At 71.8% G+C, this 21,255-nt stretch carries 12 protein-coding genes; 3 read left to right on the forward strand and 9 right to left on the reverse strand.

Annotated elements, in window-relative coordinates; translation table 11 throughout:
- Positions 1–48: 48 nt before the first annotated feature.
- The 4 genes from IL992_RS22030 to IL992_RS22045 are packed head-to-tail and all read right to left on the reverse strand — an operon-like array spanning position 49 to position 4,840.
- On the reverse strand, positions 49–1,758 hold the full coding sequence (locus IL992_RS22030) for an amylo-alpha-1,6-glucosidase (protein ID WP_193205246.1): 1,710 nt from the start codon (positions 1,756–1,758) through the stop codon (positions 49–51).
- A 27-nt stretch (positions 1,759–1,785) separates the two neighbouring features.
- Positions 1,786–2,592, reverse strand: coding sequence for a carbohydrate ABC transporter permease (locus tag IL992_RS22035; RefSeq protein WP_193205247.1), 807 nt, complete (start codon positions 2,590–2,592; stop codon positions 1,786–1,788).
- Positions 2,589–3,554 (reverse strand): carbohydrate ABC transporter permease, encoded by a 966-nt coding sequence (locus IL992_RS22040; RefSeq protein ID WP_319018721.1) that lies wholly within the window; start codon positions 3,552–3,554, stop codon positions 2,589–2,591. The genes IL992_RS22035 and IL992_RS22040 overlap by 4 nt, the downstream gene beginning before the upstream one ends.
- A 14-nt stretch (positions 3,555–3,568) precedes the next feature.
- Positions 3,569–4,840 carry a sugar ABC transporter substrate-binding protein gene (locus IL992_RS22045; RefSeq protein WP_193205249.1) on the reverse strand — a complete coding sequence of 424 codons (1,272 nt, stop codon included), beginning with the start codon at positions 4,838–4,840 and terminating at the stop codon, positions 3,569–3,571.
- A gap of 241 nt (positions 4,841–5,081) precedes the next feature.
- Between IL992_RS22045 and IL992_RS22050 the strand changes: the two genes are divergently transcribed.
- Positions 5,082–8,723 (forward strand): LamG-like jellyroll fold domain-containing protein, encoded by a 3,642-nt coding sequence (locus IL992_RS22050; RefSeq protein ID WP_226873515.1) that lies wholly within the window; start codon positions 5,082–5,084, stop codon positions 8,721–8,723.
- 65 nt (positions 8,724–8,788) lie between these two features.
- Here the strand turns inward: IL992_RS22050 and IL992_RS22055 are convergent, their stop codons facing one another.
- Positions 8,789–9,367, reverse strand: coding sequence for a TetR/AcrR family transcriptional regulator (locus IL992_RS22055; RefSeq protein WP_319018722.1), 579 nt, complete (start codon positions 9,365–9,367; stop codon positions 8,789–8,791).
- 202 nt (positions 9,368–9,569) lie between these two features.
- On the opposite strand from IL992_RS22055, the gene IL992_RS22060 reads away from it, so the two are divergent.
- Together IL992_RS22060 and IL992_RS22065 are read left to right on the forward strand one after the other, a co-directional pair.
- Entirely contained in the window at positions 9,570–11,003 is a 1,434-nt protein-coding gene (locus IL992_RS22060) for an MFS transporter (protein WP_193205250.1), read from the forward strand.
- 25 nt (positions 11,004–11,028) lie between these two features.
- A complete protein-coding gene (locus tag IL992_RS22065) occupies positions 11,029–11,916 on the forward strand; it encodes an oxidoreductase (protein ID WP_193205251.1) in 888 nt (295 codons plus the stop codon).
- 46 nt (positions 11,917–11,962) lie between these two features.
- Here IL992_RS22065 and IL992_RS22070 read toward each other — a convergent pair whose 3' ends face one another.
- The 4 genes from IL992_RS22070 to IL992_RS22085 form a co-directional block, all read right to left on the reverse strand.
- Positions 11,963–13,657, reverse strand: coding sequence for an AMP-binding protein (locus tag IL992_RS22070; protein WP_193205252.1), 1,695 nt, complete (start codon positions 13,655–13,657; stop codon positions 11,963–11,965).
- A gap of 195 nt (positions 13,658–13,852) precedes the next feature.
- Positions 13,853–18,214, reverse strand: coding sequence for a TIGR02680 family protein (locus IL992_RS22075; RefSeq protein WP_193205253.1), 4,362 nt, complete (start codon positions 18,212–18,214; stop codon positions 13,853–13,855).
- Positions 18,211–19,647 carry a DUF2398 family protein gene (locus tag IL992_RS22080; protein WP_193205254.1) on the reverse strand — a complete coding sequence of 479 codons (1,437 nt, stop codon included), beginning with the start codon at positions 19,645–19,647 and terminating at the stop codon, positions 18,211–18,213. Before IL992_RS22080 ends, IL992_RS22075 begins: the two co-directional genes overlap by 4 nt.
- Positions 19,644–21,188, reverse strand: a complete 1,545-nt coding sequence (locus tag IL992_RS22085) for a TIGR02677 family protein (RefSeq protein WP_193205255.1) — start codon at positions 21,186–21,188, stop codon at positions 19,644–19,646. The genes IL992_RS22080 and IL992_RS22085 overlap by 4 nt, the downstream gene beginning before the upstream one ends.
- Positions 21,189–21,255: the final 67 nt, after the last annotated feature.

Consider the following 21,255-nt stretch of genomic DNA (forward strand, 5'->3'; position numbering starts at 1 on the left):
ATCGGCGGAACTCGTTCACGGTGGCGGCGTGCGATCGGCTATGCCAGGCTATGCACGCGTCTGCGCTCGTGTTGACGCTGCCGTCTCCGCTGTCCGTGTCCGCCGTTCGTGGGCGGCGGCGAGGATGAGGTAGGCGCCGGCCGTCCAGGTGTAGGCGCGGTCGCGCAGCCCCTCGCCGGTGCGCGCGTCGAAGTTCTCGGCGAAGCCGGACCGCTCGCAGAGCCTCCGGAAGCGGGCGCTGATCTCGTCGGCCAGCCCGACGTGGCCGGCGCGGCGCAGGCCGTCCTCGATGAGGAGGGTCGAGGGGGCCCAGATCGGTCCCCGCCAGTAGCCGTCGTCCTGGTAGTGCTCGGACGCGGGGTGCTCGGTGGCGGGTCCGAAGGCGGTCAGATGCGAGGCGATGCGTGCGGCGAGCGCCGTGTGCACCGGTCCGGGGAGCTCGTCGCCGAGCACGATGGGCATGAGGTCGAGCAGGCTGGAGCTGGACCAGGTGCGCCCCGAGTGCGCGCCGCGGGCGACGAACCGGTCCCCCGTCCACAGCTCGGCGAGCAGCGCGTCGCGCATCCGGTCGGCGGCGCCGGACCAGCGGGCCGCCGCGGCGGGGTCCGGGGCCCGGCGGGACAGTTCGCGCATCTGCAGGACGAGGAAGGCGGCCAGGTCGGCGGTCTCGACGACCCGTTCGGGGTCGAAGGTGGTGGCGTTGTCCCAGCCGCTGTCGTTGCCGTGCTGGTAGTGCGGCAGCTCACGGCCGGGGACGCGCCGCGCCGTGAGCCAGAAGGTCGTCCAGCGTTCCAGCATCCGGTAGACCTCCTCCGGCTCGGCCGCCGGCGGAAGGCGGCGCAGGGCCCAGCCGTGGATGGGCGGCTTGACGAAGTTGTAGAGGATCTCGGAGTGGGTGACGGAGTCGGGCAGCGCACCGGCGCCGTCCTGGTGGTCGAAGGGCAGCCGGAACTGGTCCCAGGCCAGGCCGGGCAGGCCGTCGGCGAGGGCGATGGCGTTGAAGCAGTGGTCCCAGCTCCACACCTTGTCCATCCAGTGCTTGGACATCAGCACGGCGGGCCGTGTGACGAACCCGGCCGGGCGTACGGTCGCCGACCACAGAACGTAGGCGGCCAGCTCGGCCGCGGGCGTACGGTCGCTGCGCCAGGGCGCGACCGCCGCGGTGAACGCCTCGAACTGGGCCCGCGCCGCCTCGGCCACCTGCTCGAAGGCGTCCGTGCCCGGGTAAGGGGCGCGAGCGGTCTCGTACTCCTCGACGGCGACCTCCCACTCGCCGCTCAGGACGACGCCCCGTTCGGCGGCGCCGAGTGCCTGGACGCCCCGCGCCTCGGCCTGCCCGGCGAGCACCGTGACCCGATAGCGGCGCCCGGTCTGGTAGACGGTGAAGACGAACGAGCCGTCCGCCGGGTCCTGGTAGAAGTACGGGCCGCTGAACGGGGTCAGGACGGGGTCGGCGGCCAGGAGGCTCAGCCCGAGGCCCCGGCCGCGCAGCCGTACCGTGTCGGCGTTCTCGTAGGCGAGGTCGATCCGGTCGCCGGCGCGGCTCCAGGTGAGCCGGTGGGGGGTGGCGGTGACGTCGCTCTCGGCGGACGGCGCCAGCCGCAGGATCGGATGCATGCCGGTCTGGTGGGAGACCAGATGCACGTCCCGGGCGTAGGTGTTCTCGGCGACCACCGGCGAGAAGCCGAACCATGAGCCGCGGTAGCTGAACGGGATTTCCCGCAGGGAGAACACCGGGCCTGAAGCGGCGACGGTCATGAAGAGGGGGTCCCTTCTCGAAAAGGTTCAGTCCTTGACGGCGCCGGCGGTGACGCCTGCGGCGACGTAGCGCTGGGCGACGATGAGCAGAACGGTGGCGGGGATGGAGGCGACCACGGCGGTGGCCATGATGGCGTTCCACTCCTGGTTGTTGTTGCCGATGTAGTGGTAGATGCCGAGCGTGATCGGCTGGTGGGCGCCGCCCTGGTCGAGGGTGGAGGCGAAGACGAAGTCCGACCAGGCCCAAAGGAACGCGAACAGCGACACCGTGATGATCGAATTACGGGAGACCGGCAGCACGATCGAGACGAACGTGCGGGTCACCCCGGCGCCGTCCACCCGGGCCGCCTGCAGCAGCTCCTCGGGAATGCCGGACATGAACGCGGTGAGGATCAGCACGGCGAACGGCACCGCGAGGGTGGAGTCGGCCACGATCAGCCCGGGGACGGTGTTGAGCACGCCGGTGGTGAGGAAGATGGCGTAGAAGCCCATCGCCATGATGATCCCGGGGATCATCTGGGCGATCAGCAGCACGAAGCTCAGCACGCCGCCGCCGCGCGGCCGCAGCTTGGCCAGCGAGTACGCGGCCGGCGCCGCGACCAGGAGGGTCAGCACGACGGTGCCCAGCCCGACGACCAGGCTCACCCCCAGATAGGGCAGCTGCCGCTCCAGCACCGCCCGGTAGCCGTCCAGCGTGCCGTGGACCGGGAACCAGTACGGCGGCGACTTGCGCATGTCCTGGTCCCGTGTGAACGACACGTTGACCATCCAGTAGACCGGGAACAGCATCACGGCCGTCAGCGCCAGCCCGACGGCGGTATTGAGCCGCCTCATGCCGCGGCCTGCCGTCGCTGCACGCGGATGTAGACGAGCCCGAAGGCCAGCGCCATGAGGATCAGCAGGTTGCCCACCGCCGCGCCGGGGCCGAAGGAGGGCACGAGGTTGCCGAAGCCGAGCCGGTAGGACCAGGTGGCGAACGTGCCGGAGGAACCGCTCGGCCCGCCCTTGGTCATGATCCAGATGATGTCGAACACCTTGAGGGTGTAGACCAGCCCGAGCAGGACGGTGATCGCCGACACCGGACGCAGCAGCGGGAAGGTCACCCGCCAGAACCGCTGCCAGGCGCCGGCCCCGTCCAGCGCCGCGGCCTCGTACACGGCCGAGGGGATCGCCTGCAGGCCACTGTAGAGCACGACCAGGTTGAACGGGATGCCGATCCAGATGTTGGCGATGGTCACCGACCACAGCGACCAGTCGGGTGAGGTCAGCCAGTTCACCGGGCCGAGGCCGACCCAGCTCAGGGCGGCGTTGACCACGCCGGAGTCGCTGTTGAGCATCCACGACCAGGTCGAGGCGGACACGATCAGCGGCAGCAGCCACGGCACCAGGAACAGCGCGCGCAGCGTCGCCGACAGCCGGAAGTTCCGGCTGAAGAACACGGCCAGTGCCAGCCCGATGGAGAACTGGAAGGCCAGCGACACCACCGTGAAGACGATGGTGTGCCACAGCGCGGGCCCGAACGTGGCGTCGGCGAACACCTTGGCGTAGTTGGCGAACCCGGCGAACGGCGCGTCCCCCTGCACGAACGAGCGCACCGTGTAGTGGCGCAGGCTCAGCTCGACATTGCGATACAGCGGGTAGGCGTAGAAGACCAGCAGGTAGACGACGACGGGGGCGAGGAACGCCCACGCCGCCCACTGCCCTTGCCGGGTGCGTGCCGCCCGGCGCTCCCGCCCCTGCGGGGGGACGGGCGCGGGGACGGGGGCGCGGGCCGGACGCACCGGGGTTCGTGTCACTCGGCTCTTGCTCATTACCGGGTCGCGTTCGCCGCCGCCGTCTGCGCCGCCGCCATCGCCTCCTGCGCGGACGTGGAACCGCTCAGCGCCGCCTGCACGGCGCCCCACATCGGCTCGGAGATCTTCGGATACTTCGTGCCGAGGTTGTCGCTGGTGCGGCCCTTGGCCGCCTTGACCGCCTCCACCCACACCTTCAGCTCAGGGTTCTGCTCGACCTGCTTGGCCTGCACCGCTTCGGTCGGCGCGATGTACGACAGCGTGGTCGTGGTCGACAGGGAGTTGCCGGTGCTCGTCAGGCAGCTCACGAGCTTCTGCGAGGTGGCGTAGCGGGCGGTGTCCGACTGCACGGGGATGCTGACGAACTCGCCGCCGGTCGGGGCGGGGGCGGTGCCGCCGTCCTTGCCGGGGATCGGGATGATGCCGTAGTCGAAACCGGTCTTCTTTGCGTTGGCGAGCTGCCAGGTGCCGTTCTCGGCGAAGGCGTAGTCGCCGCCGGCGAACTCCTGCCAGCTCGTGGTCTGGGTGTTGTTGATGACCGAGTTGGGCGCGTAGCCCTTCTTGAGCCAGTCGGCCCACAGGGCCACCGCCGAGACACCCTCGGGCGAGTCCAGTTTGGTGAGGTTCGCGCCGGAGCCCCAGAACCAGGGCAGGAACTGGAAGCTGCCCTCCTCGGTGCCGATGGCGGAGAACGTGATGCCCTTCTTGCCCGCCGCCTTCACCTTCTCCAGCGCCGCGGTCAGCGACGCCCAGTCCTTGATGCCGGCCGCGTCCACCCCGGCCTTCTTCAGGACCTCCTTGTTGTAGTACAGGGCGAGCGTGTTGGCCCCGATCGGCACTCCGTACGTCTTGCCGCCGAGCTGGCCCGCCGCGAGCAGGTTCGGCGCGATCGACGAGACGTCGAGTTTGTTCTCCTCGGTCGTCGTCAGCACGCCGGCCTCGGCCAGCGTCGAGACCACCGGGTTGTCCACGATCAGCACGTCCGGCGAGTTGCCCTGCTGCGCCGCCAGCAGCGCCTTGTTCGTCAGGTCGCTGGTGTCGTAGCCGGTCCGCTCGACCTTCACCCCCGCCTGGGTGCCGCACGACTCCAGCAGCTTCACCCAGTCGGAGCTCTTGTCGTACTGGGGGTAGGGGTCCCAGATCGTGTAGGTCCCGCCTCCCGCGGCCTGGCTCGAACTCGCCGAGCCGGCGCCGCCGGACGGTGACGAGCAGGCGGCGAGTCCTGCGGCAGCGGCCAGCACCGCCACACCCAGGCCGGTCGCACGCCGGCCGCTTGACCCTGTTCTCATTGACGTGACCTCCGCTGACAGCGTTACGCGCCTGTTTCCCAACAAGAGTCGAACCGATTCGCCGAATCGGTTCGCTGACGATAGGCCCGGCCCGTCATCTGCGTCAATGGGCTGCGGGGCAGGAGTTGCGGAGATGTTGCGGAAGGCGCACTTGACCGCCTCGCGGCAGCGTGCTTATCGTCCAGTCGAATCGATTCGGCGAATCGATTCGACTCCACTCACCCCCCGAATGGGACAGCGCATGGCCGTACCCTTGTCCGAGCGAGCACGCAGGCTCGCGCCGCACGCCGTTCTCGCCTCCGCCCTCACGATGACCGCGATCCCCCTGGCCGCCATACCGGCGCACGCCTCACCGACCAACAGCACCGGAGCACCGGCACTCGTCCTCCACTACGACTTCGAAGGCGACCTGTCGAGCGGCGTCATCGAGGACCGCTCCCCGTCCGGTCTCGACGGAGCCCTGGCCAACCCGGGCGCGGCCAAGGCCGCCGCGGGGCCCGACGGCACGCAGGCCCTGTCGCTGCCCGGCGGGCCGACCGGCTCGGCGACCGCCCCCTACGTGACGATCCCGAACGGCCTGTTCCGCGACCGCCACGCCATGACCGTCTCCACGTGGCTGAAGTGGGCGGGCGGCGCCGACTTCCAGTGGGTCTACAACCTCGGCAAGGATGCCGCGACCGCCACCTTCGTCACGCCGTCCTACGCCGGCGACGCCACCACCAGATCGTCCATCAAACCGGTCAACGGCAGTGCCGAGGTGGGGGTGCCGGGCGCGCAGAAGCTGCCGACCGGGCAGTGGGTCAACCTCGTCACCACGATCGACGGCAGAACCCTCACCTACTACGTGAACGGCGTGGCCATCGGCAGCACCACCGCCCAGATCGACCTGGCCGCGGTGATGCACTCCGACCGCAACAGCACCTCCGGCTTCCTCGGCAAGGCGTTCTGGGGCGGGCACCCGTTCCTGGCCGGCGACCTGGACGACTTCCGCGTCTACGACGCCGCCATGGACGCCGAGCAGGTCGCGCAACTCGCCGGCGACCACAAGGCGGCTCTCACCAAGGTCGAGCAGACCTCCTTCGAGATCACCACCTATCCGGGCACCGCGCCGGCACTGCCCGCGACCGTCAACGCGCAGTTCTCCGACGGCATCCGCCGGGGCGTGCCGGTCGCCTGGGAGGCGGTCGACCCGGCCGGTTACGCCAAGCCGGGCCGGTTCACGGTCAAGGGCACCGCGTACGGGACCACGGTCGAGGCCGCGGTCAAGGTCGTCGCCAACGACCTGACCATCGACCTCGGCACCGAGACCGGCGCCTTCCACGGCGGCGCGTCCGGCACCCTGTACGGCGTGTACGGCGAGGGCGTGCCGACCTCCAACCTCCTGGAGGGCATGCGCCTGCGCACGGTCGCGACGAAGGCCCAGGACGGCCCCCAGCACCCCGGCGCCGACGCGCTGGAGGTGGTCAAGCCGCTGGCCGACAGCACCGGCGGCGACGTGTACATCTACATGACCGACATCTACCGCGGCTTCCCCTACCAGTGGCCCGGCGACACCCCCGAGGCCAGGCTGGGCGACTTCAAGGCCAAGATCGCCAAGCAGGTCGACCAGGTCCGCACGCTCGACCCGAAATATCAGGACCACATCGTCTTCGTGCCGTTCAACGAGCCCGAGGGCAACATGTTCGGCACCGGCGCGTGGAGCTACAACAAGATCAATTGGCTGAGCGACCCCCAGTACTACTTCAAGGCCTGGGACGAGGTCAACGCCCTGATCAAGGCCAAGATGCCGAAGGCCAGGATCGCGGGCCCCAACACCAGCGTTCTGTACGACCAGGTGCAGGGCTTCCTGCGGCACACCGTGCAGGCGGGCACCGTCCCCGAGGTCATGACCTGGCACGAGCTGGGCGACCCGGCCCGCATCCGCACCAACGTGGCGAAATACCGCCAGTGGGAGCAGGCCATCTTCACGGGCACCCCGTATGAGGGCAGGCGACTCCCGATCAACCTCGACGAGTACGCCTTCAACTACCACACCTCGGTGCCCGGCCAGATGATCCAGTGGGCCTCGGCCATCGAGGAGTCGAAGGTCGACGCCGACATCGCGTACTGGAACGTCGACGGCAACCTGTCCGACTCGGCCGTGCAGGCGAACCGCGGCAACGGCCAGTGGTGGCTGCTGAACGCCTACGGCCAGATGACCGGTGACACGGTCAAGGTCACCCCGCCGCGGCCGAACGTCAGCTACACCCTGCAGGGCGTCGCGACGCTCGACAAGGCCAAGGCACAGGCTCGCGCGCTGTTCGGCGGCGCGTCCGGTCTCGTCGGAATCCACTTCGACAACGTCGACACCACGCTGTTCGGCGACACGGTGCACGCGCTGGTCCAGGAGATCCCCTGGACCGGCCAGATCGGCGACTCCGCGCAGCCCCGCGTCGTCGCCGAACTGAACCGGAAGGTGACGGACGGCGCGGTGACCTTCGAGTTCGGGTCCGCACTGCCCGCGTTGAAGGAGTCGTCGGCCTACCAGATCATCCTCACCCCCGGCGACCACGCCGCCTCCGGCACTCCGGCGACCACGCTCTGGCAGGCCACGTACGAGGCGGAGGACGCCGCCCACACCGGCTCGGGGTACAGCCGCAACGGTCCCGAGGGGACCCCGTCCGACGTCGGCAAGTTCTACACCTCCGGCGGCTACGACGTCGGCGGGCTGCGCACCGGCTCCGACGTCACGCTGAACTTCACGGTGTCGGTCCCGCAGGACGGCACGTACGACCTGTCGGTCTTCGCGAACTCGCTGAACACCTACGGCGCGGTTCAGGAGCAGGGCCCGACCAACGTCTTCCTCCGGGTCGACGGCAAGGACGAGCGGGAGCTCCATCTTCCGCTGGGGTACAAGTGGGTGGTCTGGGACCACACGGACACGAAGGTCACGCTGTCCAAGGGCGACCACACGATCACCCTGGCCGCCAGGAGCCTCGACGGCACCCGGGCCACCAAGGGGGACGCGATCGTCGACAAGATCGACCTCTCCCTCGCCAACCCGGCCGCGAGCGAGGCGATCTACGAGGCCGAGTACGCCACGCTCGACGGCGCACGCACCGACTACAGCGAGAAGAAGGTGTCCGGCTCCGGCGTGGCCGACCTGCGCAAGGGACAGTCGGCGACGTTCTGGGTCTACTCACCCGGCGACGGCGAGTCCACGGTGCGTGTCGACCTGCGCGGCGGCGGCAAGGGCACACTGAGCGTCAACGGGCAGGACATCGCCGTGCCGTCCGGGTCCTCCGAGGTCAAGGCATTCCTGTCCGGCGGCGTCAACAAGATCACCTACACCGCACGGACGGGCAGGGTGCGGCTGGACCGGCTGCGGGTCGAGAAGACCGAGGGCGCCCTCACGCCGACCTGGTATGAGGCCGAGTCCGCCCACGTCGCCGGCGCCGCCAAGGTGGCCGCCTACCCGCTGGCGAGCGGTGGGAAGGCCGTCACCGACATCGGCGGCGCCCCCGGCAACGCCGGCACTCTGACCTTCGACGTCACCGCCCCCGAGAACGGGACGTACGCGCTGACCGTCCGCTACTCCAACCCCGAACAGTCCCCCGCCTCCCACTACAACCCCGACCCGCTGGCCCGCCACGCCGAGATATCCGTCAACGGCGCCACGCCGCAGCGGGCCTGGTTCCCCCACTCCTTCCACGCCGACAACTTCTGGGAGCTGACCATCCCCGTCCAGCTCAGGAAGGGAGCCAACACCGTCGCCTTCGCCTCGCGAGAACTGCCGAACTTCGACGGCGCCACCTACATCTCCGAGACCTTCCCGGACATCCTGCTCCGATCGAAGTACGCCCCGATCGTCGACAGGATCGCGGTGACGCCCATCGCCAAGTGACACGCCAGGTACATCAGCCGGGTGGGGCCGTCGGCCCCGCCCGGCTTCCTGTTCTCCATCAGGATTCAGGCCGGGCGGATCCGGAGGCCGTCGAGGGCCATGCGCAGCACCCGCTCACGCTGGTCGTCGTCGACGAACCCGCCCCCGGTGATGCCGGAGATCATCCGCAGGACGTCGTCGAAGGTCACGTCGCCGCGAACCTCCCCGGCCTCGCGCGCCCGGTCGAACAGCGGCTCCCCCGCCTCGTACATCGCGGTCCGGCTGGAGCGCATCATCTCCGAGTCGCGGTTGAGCGCCTCGTAGATGGCCCGCTTGGTGGCCGCGTAGTCCACGAACCGGCGCAGCCAGGCGGCCAGCGCCTCCCACGGCGGCAGGGCCGCGACCTGCCCCGCGGCACTGCACAGTTCGTCGATCTCGTCCAGGTACACGCTGTCGAACAGGTCCTGACGGGTGGGGAAGTTGCGGTACAGCGTGCCGATGCCGACCCCGGCGCGCCGGGCGATGTCCTCCAGCGAGGCCTGCGTGCCGTGTTCGGCGAACGCCTCGCGCGCGGCGGCGAGCAGCGCGTCGAAGTTGCGCCGCGCGTCGGCGCGCTGGGGGCGTCGCACCCTCGTCCGGGGGCCTTCGGCCGCCTTCTCGTTCACCGGGATCCTCCCCAGGTTGTACCGGAGGCATACCTCCGCTAATCTGGAGGCACGCCTCGACTTTAGCAGGCGGGCACTCGCGTTCGTGTCTTCCCTGTCAACGCCGCCCTGATCGTCGTCTTTGCTACGCGCCGTCCCCATGCCCGGGGCGGCGTCACCGGCGCGCCTCGTCGCGCCCGATTCCTCCTGTCGAAGGATGTCGATGTCACGCACCACCTCACCACAACGGCTGACCTTCCTCGCGCTGGCAGCCGCCACGGCCTCGTTCTCCATGCTGCAGTCCCTGGTCAGCCCGGTGCTGTCCACCATCCAGCACGACCTGCACACTGGCCAGAGCACGGTGACCTGGGTGCTCACCGCCTGGCTGCTGTCCGCCTCCGTCGCGACTCCCCTCATGGGCAGGATCGCCGACATGATCGGCAAGGACCGCACGCTGCTCGTCGCGCTGGCCGCCATCGCGCTCGGCTGCCTCGTCGCCGCCATCGCCCCCAACGTGGGGGTGCTGATCGCCGGCCGGGTCATCCAAGGGCTCGGCGGGGCCGTGTTCCCCGTCTCGTTCGGGATCGTCCGTGACGAGTTCCCCGCCTCACGGGTCCCCTCGATCGTCGGCGTCCTGTCCGCGGTCATCGCCGTCGGCGGCGGCGTCGGCATCGTGCTCGCCGGCCCGATCGTCGACGCCCTGGGCTGGCGCTGGCTGTTCTGGATCCCCGCGATCATCGTCGTCGCCACCGCGTTCCTGGCCTACCGCCACGTCCCCCCGTCCCCGGTGCGCACGCCCGGCCGGGTCAACTGGGCGGCCGCGGCGCTGCTGTCCGGATGGCTGGTGGCGCTGCTGGTCCCGCTCAGCGAGGCGACCTCCTGGGGCTGGGGTTCGGCCGCAGTGATCGCGCCGCTCGCCGCCGCCGTGCTGCTGTTCGCCGCATGGATCGCGGTCGAGCTGCGCTCGCGCGATCCGCTGATCGACATGCGCATGATGCGGCTTCCGGCCGTGTGGACGACCAACCTGGTCGCCCTGTTGTTCGGCGCGGGCATGTTCGCCTCGTACGCCTTCCTGCCGCTGTTCGTGCAGATGCCCGTGGCCGTGACGGGCTACGGCTTCGGATCGAGCGTGACCGAGGCCGGGCTGCTGATGTTGCCCATGCTCGTCACGATGGCCGTCGCCGGCACGGTGAGCGGCCCCATCTCCCGCGTCGTCGGGGTCAAGGCTCAGCTCGTCTGGGGATGCGCGCTCGGCGCGCTGGCGAGTGCCGGCGTCGCCCTCTGGCACGACCGGCCCTGGCAGCTCGCCGTCGCGACCGCCGTGTTCGGGCTCGGTCTCGGCCTGGCCTACGCCTCGATGACCAACCTGATCGTGCAGAGCGTGCCGGCCGGCCAGACCGCCGTCGCCGGCGGAATGAACACCAACATCCGCACCATCGGCGGGTCCGTCGGCACCGCCGTGATCAGCTCCGTCATCACCGCCCGCCTGCGCCCCGACGGCCTGCCGTACGAGTCGGGCTTCACCACCGCCTTCCTGGTGCTGGCCGTGACCCTGGCGGCCACCGTCGCCGTGGCGCTGCTGGTTCCGGGGGCTCGCCGCCGTACGGCGTCCGCCGCCGGGGTGGCCGAGCGGGTCCCGGCGGGCGCGGCGCACTGAAAATCACCCAAAGGAGACAAGCAATATGCAGAGGACATGGCTCATCACCGGCGCATCACGGGGCCTGGGACGCGCGCTGGCCCGCGAGGTGCTCGAACGCGGCGACCGCCTCGTGGCCACCGCCCGCCGACCGGAAGAGCTGGACGACCTCGTCCGCGGCCATGGCGACCGGGCGCGCGCCGTCGCGCTGGACGTCACCGACGCCGCGGCGGCGCAGCGGGCCGTCCGGCTGGCCGTCGAGGAGTTCGGCTCACTGGACGTTCTCGTGAACAACGCGGGATACGCCAACTCTTCGCCCATCGAGGAGACCTCCGACGAGGATTTCCGGGCGCAGTTCGAGACCAACCTGTTCGGCGTCGTCACCATGACCAGGGCCGCGCTTCCGGTGATGCGCGCGCAGCGGTCCGGTCACATCCTGCAGATCGGCTCCGTGGGCGGCCGGGTCGGGGGCACCCCGGGGCTCGGCGCCTACCAGGCGGCCAAGTTCGCCGTCGAAGGGTTCTCCGAGGTGCTGAACAGCGAGGTCAGGCCGCTGGGGATCACCGTGGTCATCGTCGAGCCCGGCGGGTTCCGTACGGACTGGGGTGGCTCGTCGATGCGCATTCCGCCGGTGGGGGCGGACTACGAGCAGACCGTCGGCCGGATCAACGCCTACCGGCGCGCGGTCGACGGCGCCCAGCCGGGCGACCCCCGGCGCGCGGCCAGGGTGATCGCCGGGCTGGTCGACGCGGACGAGCCGCCGCTGCGGCTGCTGCTCGGCTCCGACGCGCTGCGCATGGCCGAGCAGGCGTCCCGCGTCCGCGCCGCCGAAGCCGAGCGGTGGGCCGCCGTCAGCCGTTCGACGGACTTCGACGGCGTCGTGGGGCTGACCGAGGAGCCGGTCGCGCGACTCCTCGCGCACGGCGCGCGGTGACGGCCCCGGCCCCTCTGCCGGGCCCTTCTGTGGAGGGGCGGCCGGGTCAGGCACGCAGCTCGGGGAACTGGTCGTCGCGCCACTCCCCGGACGGCGGGGCGCCGGCCTCCGCGGCGTCGCTCTCCCTGGCTCGCAGCTCGACCCGGCGGATCTTCCCAGAGATGGTCTTGGGCAGCTCGGCGAACTCGATGCGGCGCACCCGCTGGTAGGGCGCGAGCCTCTCGCGGGCGTGCCGCAGGATGGCCGCGGCGGTCTCCCGGTTCGGCTCCCAGCCCGCGGCCGGCACCACGTACGCCTTGGGCACGGCGAGGCGGATCGGGTCGGGGGCGGGCACGACCGCCGCCTCGGCCACGGCGGGATGCTCGATGAGCACGCTCTCCAGCTCGAAGGGCGAGATCTTGTAGTCGGACGCCTTGAACACGTCGTCGGTGCGTCCCACGAAGGTGATCGAGCCGTCGGCGTCCCGGACCGCGACGTCGCCGGTGTGGTACAGGCCCCCGGACATGGCACCCTCCTCACCGTCCAGGTAGCCGGTCATCAGGTTGACCGGGCGGGCGGAAAGGTCGAGGCAGATCTCGCCCTCGTCCGCCGGCCGGCCGGTCACCGGATCCACGACGACGACCGGGACGCCGGGAAGGGGGCGGCCCATCGAGCCGGCCTTCACGGGCACACCGGGCGTGTTGGCGATCAGCGCGGTCGTCTCGGTCTGGCCGTAGCCGTCGCGGACCGTCAGCCCCCACGCCCGCTCCACCTGGGCGATGACCTCTGGATTCAGCGGCTCCCCCGCGGCCACCGCCTCACGCAGGCTGCCCGGCCCGTCCCCGAGGTCGGCCTGGATGAGCATCCGCCAGACCGTGGGCGGCGCGCAGAACGTGGTGACCCCGGCGCGGCGGATCTGCGCGAGCAGGGCGGCGGCGTCGAAGCGGGAGTAGTTGTGCACGAACACCGTCGCCTCGGCGTTCCACGGCGCGAAGAAGCAGCTCCAGGCGTGCTTGGCCCAGCCGGGCGAGCTGATGTTGAGGTGGATGTCGCCCGGCCGCACCCCGATGAAGTACATCGTCGTCAGGTGCCCGACCGGGTAGGACACCTGGGTGTGCCGCACGAGTTTGGGCCTGCTCGTCGTCCCCGAGGTGAAGTACAGCAGAAGCGGATCGCCGGGGGAGGTCCGGGCCTCGAACGGGCCCGGCTCCGGCATCGCGTGGGCGTCGCCGTACCGGAGCCACCCGGCCGCCTCGCCCACGCAGACACGGCCGTACTCCCCCGGCACGCCGTCGAACTTGTGCGTGTCGGCCGCGTTGGCGATGACGTGCCGGACACGTCCCCGCGCCACCCGGTCGGCGAGGTCCGCCGCGCCCAGGGCGGTGGTCGCCGGCATGATCACCGCGCCGAGCTTCATCACGGCCAGCATCGACTCCCACAGCTCGACCTGGTTGCCGAGCATCAGCAGCACGTGGTCGCCCTTGCCGACCCCCTGGGCGGCCAGCCAGGCCGCCACCTGATCGGAGCGGCGGGCCATCTCGTCGAAGGAGTAGCGCCGCTCGGAGCCGTCCTCCTCCACGATCCACAGCGCCGTACGGGTGTTGCCCCGGGCGATCGCGTCGAACCAGTCCGTGGCCCAGTTGAACCTGTCGCCGAAGACCGGCCAGGAGAATTCGCGTGCCGCCCGCTCGGGCTCCTCCCTCAAGCGGAGCAGCAGGTCGCGGGCTTCCCGGAAGACATGGGTGCTGGTCGTCTCGCTCACGGTGACTCCTTCGTCGCGCAGGCCACGCAGGTCAACGTACGACCGCCTCTCGCGCCGTGTCACCCCCCGGAGATCCGCCACCGGGGACCCGTCGACGGTCCTGCGCCGGTGCTTCGTCGCAGCACCGCGCGCCGCGGCGCGGAGCAGGCGCCCGCATTCCGCCCCGGTAGCGCTCCACCGCCTCCGAGGCCGAGGTCATGTCGCCGCCTCCACGTCGTCGGGCTCCTCGTCGCCGTCGGCGGCGAGGAGGGTGCCTTCGGTGAGGGCGGGGGCGCGGCGGCTCGGCCGGAAGCCGAGCAGCGTCTCGGCCAGCTCCTCGTTGCCGGAGAAGCCGGCGTCGGCATCGATGGTCTGGGCGCCGTCCCAGAGCATCAGCATCGCCGACACCGCGTGCGCGCTCTTGTCGTGGTGCATGTCGTAATGCGCGGCCATCGGCACGGTGTCGAAATGGACCCACAGGTCGTGGCCGGTCATGAACAGGTCGAGGCCGAACTTCACGGTCAGGCCCAGCAGCTCGGGCTTGTACCGGTCGTCGATGCCGGCGAACGCCTCGTCCAGCGCGATCACCCGGGGGCACGTGGGCTTGGCGGACGAGTAGAGGGCGTTGGCCGCGGCGAACAGCGGGAGGTGGATGGCCGCCGACTTCTCCCCGCCGGACATCTCCTCGTGCTTGGCCCGGGTGAGCTTCACCTCCTTCTCCCCCGGCACGGCGAGCACCAGCTCGAAGCCGTACCAGGTGCGGTAGTCGAGCACCTCGGCCAGGGCCTGCTTGTACGTGGCACGCGGATGGGCGGCCCGGTAGTCGCGGATCATCTCCCGCAGCAGGCCGCGCAGCTCCCCCAGCCCGGCCGCGCCGAGCCCCTGAGCGTCCCGGTCGAGGAGCCGCGAGACCGCGACCTGCCGGTCGTTCAGCCGGTCGGAGCGGCCCCACCGGATGCCGATCCTGGTGCCGGACGACATGGGCCGCGAACGGGTGTCCTCGTTCATCCCGCGCACCAGGTCGCGCGCGGTGCGGACCCGGTCGTGCACCTGCTGGGCGAGCGCGGTGAGCAACTCGTCCTCCAGCACCGTCCGCTCCCGCTCCTCGAGGAGCATTCCCTGCTCCTGGACGCGGTCGGCGACCCGCCGGGCGAACGCCGCGACCGGATTGCGGCCGCCCTCGTCGCTGACGTAGACCATGACGACGCCGGTGGGGTCGTGCTCCAGGCGGTAGTCCTCGGCGCAGCCGTCGAGCGCGTCCTGGAAGGTCCGCAGCGAGGCCGACAGCCGGCTCGCGGCGTTCTTGAGCGCGCTCTCCCCGGGCACGCGGATGTCGGCCATCTCCGCGGCGAAGGCGTCCAGCAGCGCGGCCACGTCTCCCGGCAGCACCCGGCCGACCAGGGCGGCGGGATCCGGCGGCTGACCGCTGGAGTGGGCGGACAGCTCCGCGGCCACCGACGCGGCCGCCTCCGCCGGTTCGGGCCAGCCGACGTGGGCGGGCCACGGCGCCACGGCGGTGACGCCGAGCAACGGGCGCAACTCCAGGTGCGCGTACGGCCCGAACTCCGCGACGTGCTCGAAGAGGTGCCCGAGCGCCTGGCCGAGGGAGACCTGGCCGTGTTTGAGGTCGTTCTGGGCGATGATCAGCGCCTCGTTCTCCCGCGCCGCCGTGGCGGCATGCTCCTCGCACCGCCCGCGGACCTCGGCGAGGCGTCGCTCGGCCTCGCCGATCTGGGCGAGCACCTCGCGCAGCGGCGCGTCGAGGGCCTCCTCTCCCGCCCTGAGCTCCTCGGCGTCGGCCCGATGCTCCCGCTCCTTGTCCTCCAGGGCGCGGGAGTCCGCGTCGTGCCGCTCGCGCTGCCGGGCGATCGCGGCCTGCCGGGACGCGAGGTCCCGCTCCTCGGACGCGGCCCGCTCGCGGCCGTCGTGCAGCCGCTGCGCCGTGGTGAGGAAGTCGTCGACGGCCCGCGCGACCGCGTCGACCTCCTGTTCGGCGACGGGCATGCTCCGTTCCGCCGCGACCTGCCGCAGCCGCCGGCGCGCCGCGTCGACCTGGGCCACCGCGGCGTCGAGGTCGCGGTGGCGGTCCGCGAGCGCCGACCGCGCCTGTGCCAGCAGCGCGGACTCCCGCGACACGCGGGTGACGGCTTCGACGACCGCCGTGGCGGGCGGAAGCTGCCGCCGGGCCCGGGCGAAGTCCTCCAAGCGGCGGTTCGCCCGCGCCAGGTCGCGTTCGGCGTCCTCGTGCGCCCGGCTCGTCTCGCCGATCCTCTCGTCACACTCGGCGAGCCTGGCCGCGCGGCGGTTGGCCCGGTTCGTGGCGCCGATGTACTCGGGCGACGCCTTGGGCCGGGCGCCGAGCAGGAGGCCGACGCCGAACTGCGCCCGTCCGGTCACCACAGGCGCGGACGCGCCGGACGTGATCGCGTCGGACACCGCGACCGACCGCAGCACGTCCGCGACGACCGCCGCCGGCACCATGTCCTGCTCCTCCGGCACGAGGACGTCGGCGAGCGTACGGCCGGAGGGGCGGCTCTCCTCGGGGAGGGGGAGCAGGTAACCGTCGGATTCCAGGACCTCGACGGCATCGAGGGTGTGCTGTGCCTCCGGGTGCACCCAGGCGGTCAGCAGTCCCGCGCCGTACAGAGCGCCTTCGAGGCCGGCCGCCTCCTTCTCGTCGAGGTCGTCGGCGAACCGGACGAGCCGCCACAGGGGCGCCCCCGGGCGTCCGTCGCGGTCCGCGGTCCGGCGGTCGTCGTGCGGCGGCGCCTCGTCGCGTTCCGCCGCGATCTCCTCCCGCTCGCGGCGCAGGCGGACGAGGTCGGCGGCGAGGTCGCGCACGCGGCCGGACAGGCGTTCTGCGGACCTGGCCGCCTCCGTCCGCCGTTCCTCGGTCCGCACGCTGTAGACCTCGGCCAGGGACGGCGCCCCGGCGTCGCCGGCGTGGGCGAGGGCCTCCGCCAGTGCCTCCACGTCGGCGGGCCCGGCCACCGCCTCGTCGTCCTCCGGGCGCCCGTCCTCCACGTGCGGGTCTTCGGAGGGCACGTCTTCTGAGGGCACGTCTCCCGAGGGCTCCGGCGAGCGGGCCCAGCATGCGGCCCAGGCGTCGAGCGCCTCCCTCGCGAGGCGTCGTGCCGTCGCCAGCGCGGCGTCGGCGGCCTCGCACCGCGATTCCCGTTCCCCGACGTCCTTGTCCGCCTTGTCCCGGTCGGTCTCCGCCCGCAGGCGGTCCCGCTCCGCCCCGGACACTCTGGCGATCTCGTCGCGGACCTTCGCGACGTCGTCCCGGCGGGCGGTGGCACGTGCCCTCGCCGTCGTGAGCAGGTCCTCCCCGGTGTCGGCCGGCCCGTCTCCGTCGCGGGAGACGCCGGCCCGCTCCGCCGCGTCGGCGAGGTCGGTGGCGTAGCGGACGATCGCCGCGCGCGCACCCTCCAGCCGCTCCGCGAGTTCGCCCGCCTCTCCTTCCAGGGCGGTCAGGTGCTCGGCGCCGTCCGCCAGCCTGGCGCGCTCCCGTTCGATCTCCTCGCCGGTCTTGGCGATCTGACGGCGGCGCAGTTCCAGCTCGCCCCGCGCGCGGTAGGCCTCGTCCGCGCGCAACGCGGCGAGGCGGCGCTCCAGCCCTTCCCGCTCGGCCTCGGCCGCGGTGGCCGCCTCCAAGGCGGCCTCGCGTGCGGCCGCGGCCGTCTTCCGCGCCTCCTCCGCGCGCACGAGCGTGCGGGCGTGCTCCACCGCGCCGTCCATCTCCGTGTGGACGCGGGCGAGCCGGGCCTTCGCGTGGGTGCGGAGGTACGCGACGTAGTCGGTGAGAAACGCCCGTACGGCCGCGTCGGCGACGGCGAAGTCGTCGAACTGCTTCTGCACCGCCGCCAGGTTCTCGAAGTCGCGGGCCGCCTGGTCGACGAGTTCCTCGTCGATGGGGCTCAGACCCGAGGTGAGCGTGGCCGAGACCTTGTCGGGGTCGAGGTCCTTGGCCAGCAGGGGGCGGCGCAGCGCCAGCAGCAGGTCGAGGAGCTGGGTGTAGCGCTCCCTGCCCAGCCCGAACAGCCGGGCGTCCACCGCGTCCCGGTACTGCGTGGCGGTCTCGCTGTGGGCGTCCGGCCCGAGGACGGCCTTGAGCTGCCGCTCGGTGAGCGGCCGGGAGTCGGGCGCCAGCAGCCCGAAGTCGACGCCGAGGCGCTTGTCGGTGACGAAGAACGAGGTCCGCACCCCGTCCCTGTGCCGGTGCGCGCGGATGCCGATGACGAGGGTGACGGTCTCGTCGGTCTCGGCGGGCTCCACCCCGATCTCCCGCCGGGCGAACTCCATCCACACGTAGCCGTACTCGGCCTCCTGCCCCCGGTAGAGCAGGTTGGACTTCATCGTCCGGTTCTCGCCGCTGAACGGGTCGAGCCGCCGGGCGTCCGCCACGCCGTCGAGGATGAACGGGAAGAGCACCTCCAGCGCCTTGGTCTTGCCCGAGCCGTTGTGCCCGCGCAGGACCAGGCGCCCGTCGGCGAAGGCGAACTCCTCGTCCACGTAGTCCCAGACGTTGATCACACCCGCTCTGGTGGGCTGGAACCGGTCGGGCGGCGGCGTCATCGCTCCTCCTCCTGTGTGGACGAAACCTCCTGCATGCGCGGATCCTGTAGTGGCGGATCCTTCCGCGTGACCGGCTCCGGCAGCGCCACCAGCGACAGCTGGCCGCCCGAGGTCCGGGTGGGCAGGGCGGCCCGGATGTTGCGGTAGCGCAGCGCGGCGGGCAGGACGAGCACGCCGCCGGGCACCGGCCTGAGCAGCATCAGGTCCGCGAGAAAGCCGACGACGGCGTCGAGCAGCCCCCGGGGGTCCTGCTGCCAGGTGGTGGTGAACGAGGCCGCCCCGAACTCGTCGTACAACTCGGTCGTCATCGTCTCGAGGCGGCTGCGCTCCACGAACGGCGCCTCGGCGGGCGCGGGCCGGTCGTCGGGGGACGGCTCGGCCTCGGACGGAGACCAGGCGAGCTCGGCGACGATGCCGTCGCGGGGCAGCCCCGCGTCCATCCGTGCGACGAGGCCGTCCTGGTCGTCGGCGAGCACGGGCACGGGCAGCGGCTCCGGCACGTGCTCGGGGTCCTCCAGCAGGTCCGCGATCTTCGCCAGCAGGAGCCCGGCCGCCCGGCTCACCGCGTTGCCCCGGCCCGGGAACGGCCGGTCGGTGAATACGCCGCCAGGGTCGGCGAGCATGACGCCCTCCGCGCGCCGTTCCAGAACCAGGCCGGTGAACCGGACGAGGTCCTCGGCGAGACCCGGGGCGCGCAGCGCGTCGGCCACCTCGGGCTCGACGTCCGCGTAGTACACCACGGGGAACTCGACGAGCAGCCGCCGCGCCCTGCGTACCGGGTTCGAGTGCGGCGACTCGTGCACCAGGCCGGCCGCGCTGGTGAGGTGCTGGACGGGCCGGGCCGGTTTGAACAGCACCGCGCAGATGTCGTGGTCGATGTCGTACAGCGCGTCGCCGCGTTCGGTGTCGCGCGCCCACCACTCCAGGCTGCCGTCGGACAGCCGGAGCGCGCCGCGGTCCACCAGCCAGCCCAGCACGTCGACGATGGCCGCCTTGTGCGAACCGATCGCGGGGTCGAAGCCGAGGCCGTCGATCGAGTTGGCCAGCGGAGTGAAGATCCGCACCAGGTCCGCCAGGCTGATCTCGATGCGGGAGCGCTGGAAAGACCCGAGGACCAGGCACAGATAGGCCAGCCTGCGGCGGTCGAACGGCTTGCCCTTGCGGGAGAAGATCGATCGCTGTGTGTCGTCCAGGACGTCGAGGCGGCGGACCAGCCGTACGTGGTGGGTCGTGGCGATCAACGTGTAGCCGAGCAGCTCGCGGAAGTCGCGCGTCATCTCGTCGGCCCAGCGCAGCACCTGGTCGAGCACGCCGGGCCGCGGCCGCTCCTTGGTGATCAGGTCGCAGGTCAGCACGCGGCGGACCGCCTGCTGGTAGGAGCCGAGGTCGGCGGCGGGGACGCCGACGGCGGCGCGGGCGCGAGGACTCGTCACCTGGCACCCCCTGTCTCCGAACCTGTCCCCTGCGTCCGCCCGGCGAGCTCGACCCGGAACCCGGGCAGGTGGAGCAGTCCCTGCGCGGTGCGCACGGCGCTTCCGGTGTCGCACGGCACGAGCCGGATCATCACGGCGTCGTTGGCGCCGGAGCCTCTCTTCAGGCGGCCGGCGACGACCGTTCGTCCCTCCAGCGCCCGCGTCATCAGTTTCAGCAGGACCCGGGTCTCCGACTCGTCGAGCATCCGCCCGTACGCGCCCAGCTCGGTCAGGTGGCCGGCGGCCACGCGCTCGGCCGCGCGTTCCGCGGCCTGCTCGCGGCGCAGCGCCGCCCGCGCGCCGGGGTTGCCGCGCACCGGCGTGGGCACGCCCGGGGTGGGCGCCTTACCGCTGCGGAAGAGCGTGACCGACACCTCCACCCCCGGCGCGTCCCACCAGGTCGCCCTGGGCGAGATCTGATCGGTGTCCTCGTGGGCGGCGCCCAGGTGCCGCGCGGTTCGCAGGTTGAACGCCGCCCCCATCAGCGCGTGGGCGGCGCCCTCGTCGGGTGCGCTCCAGACCCACTCGGCCAGATGCCGCAGCTGGGTGGCCCGGTTGACGCCGCCGCGCTGCGCCTCCGAGATCTGCCGCAGCAGCGCGATCACGCCCGACACCGCGATGCGTGTGGCGTTGCGCAGCTCACCGGCGCGTGATTCCTGCGATCCCTGGGGGGCGAACCACGCCCGCAGAGCGGACCAGCGGCGGCGCCAGTCCTCCAGCCGCTCGTGCCGATCCATGAAGGGCCGCTCGTCCGCGGCCGCCGCGCGCTCCAGCAGCGAGGCCAGGCCGCTCGCCTCGACGTCCCGTACGGCCGTGGCCAGGCGGGGCAGATAGCGGTCGAGCTCCGCCATGAACTCGGACATGTGCGTCAGCAGGGCGTTCTTGTAGCGCAGGAACGTCTCGGGAGAGGCGTCGGTGGAGCGGATGATCTCGCCGAGCGTCACGTGGAAGTGCGCGGAGCGGCGCCCCATGTCCTCCATCACCGAGTCCAGCCGGGACAGCCGCCGGTAGACCTGCTCGCCTTCCCCCGCGCGGTTGGCCGCCGCGAGCGCCTTGAGGTCCTCCAGGATGTCGGAGAAGACCAGCCGCGACAGGTTGGCGTCCTGGATGCGGGCCGCGAGCAGTCCCTCGACCGAGGTGTACGCCCAGTAACCGAGCTCGCTGAACTGGTAGACCGACTGCCTGTTGCGGTAGCGGACCAGGTTGCCGGCCCGGGACGCGTCGTCGAACCGGTGCACCACCCCGTCCTCGTACAGGGCGTCCAGCCGGTCGCGGAGGTTGCCGTCGAACGTGGGGACCTCGTCGTGGAGCCGGGCGAGCTCGTTCAGGGCCGCCTGCACCTCCCCGGCGTCCACCTGGACCTGGTGCACCTCACGCAGCCGGTCCATCGCCCGCAGGACCCAGAGATAGGCCACATGGTCGTCGCGCCTGGTGAAGTTGAACAGCCTGAACCGATCGCTGATCGCCTGTGAGTCGAGGTCCAGCGCCCTGCGGTCCGCCATCCGGCCCCCCAATCCGTGTCGCACCCGCCCGATCGCGGAGTCCCGCCCGCCACGATGGGCGGGCGGG

The sequence above is a fragment of the Microbispora sitophila genome (genome assembly GCF_014892245.1).
Lineage (GTDB): Bacteria > Actinomycetota > Actinomycetes > Streptosporangiales > Streptosporangiaceae > Microbispora > Microbispora siamensis.

Bases quoted from the DNA above. Each gene is read 5' to 3' on its own strand.
- IL992_RS22045 (WP_193205249.1), bottom strand. From the start codon at position 4,840: ATGAGAACAGGGTCAAGCGGCCGGCGTGCGACCGGCCTGGGTGTGGCG.
- IL992_RS22050 (WP_226873515.1), top strand. From the start codon at position 5,082: ATGGCCGTACCCTTGTCCGAGCGAGCACGCAGGCTCGCGCCGCACGCC.
- IL992_RS22035 (WP_193205247.1), bottom strand. From the start codon at position 2,592: ATGAGGCGGCTCAATACCGCCGTCGGGCTGGCGCTGACGGCCGTGATG.
- IL992_RS22065 (WP_193205251.1), top strand. From the start codon at position 11,029: ATGCAGAGGACATGGCTCATCACCGGCGCATCACGGGGCCTGGGACGC.
- IL992_RS22085 (WP_193205255.1), bottom strand. From the start codon at position 21,188: ATGGCGGACCGCAGGGCGCTGGACCTCGACTCACAGGCGATCAGCGAT.
- IL992_RS22060 (WP_193205250.1), top strand. From the start codon at position 9,570: ATGTCACGCACCACCTCACCACAACGGCTGACCTTCCTCGCGCTGGCA.
- IL992_RS22030 (WP_193205246.1), bottom strand. From the start codon at position 1,758: ATGACCGTCGCCGCTTCAGGCCCGGTGTTCTCCCTGCGGGAAATCCCG.
- IL992_RS22075 (WP_193205253.1), bottom strand. From the start codon at position 18,214: ATGACGCCGCCGCCCGACCGGTTCCAGCCCACCAGAGCGGGTGTGATC.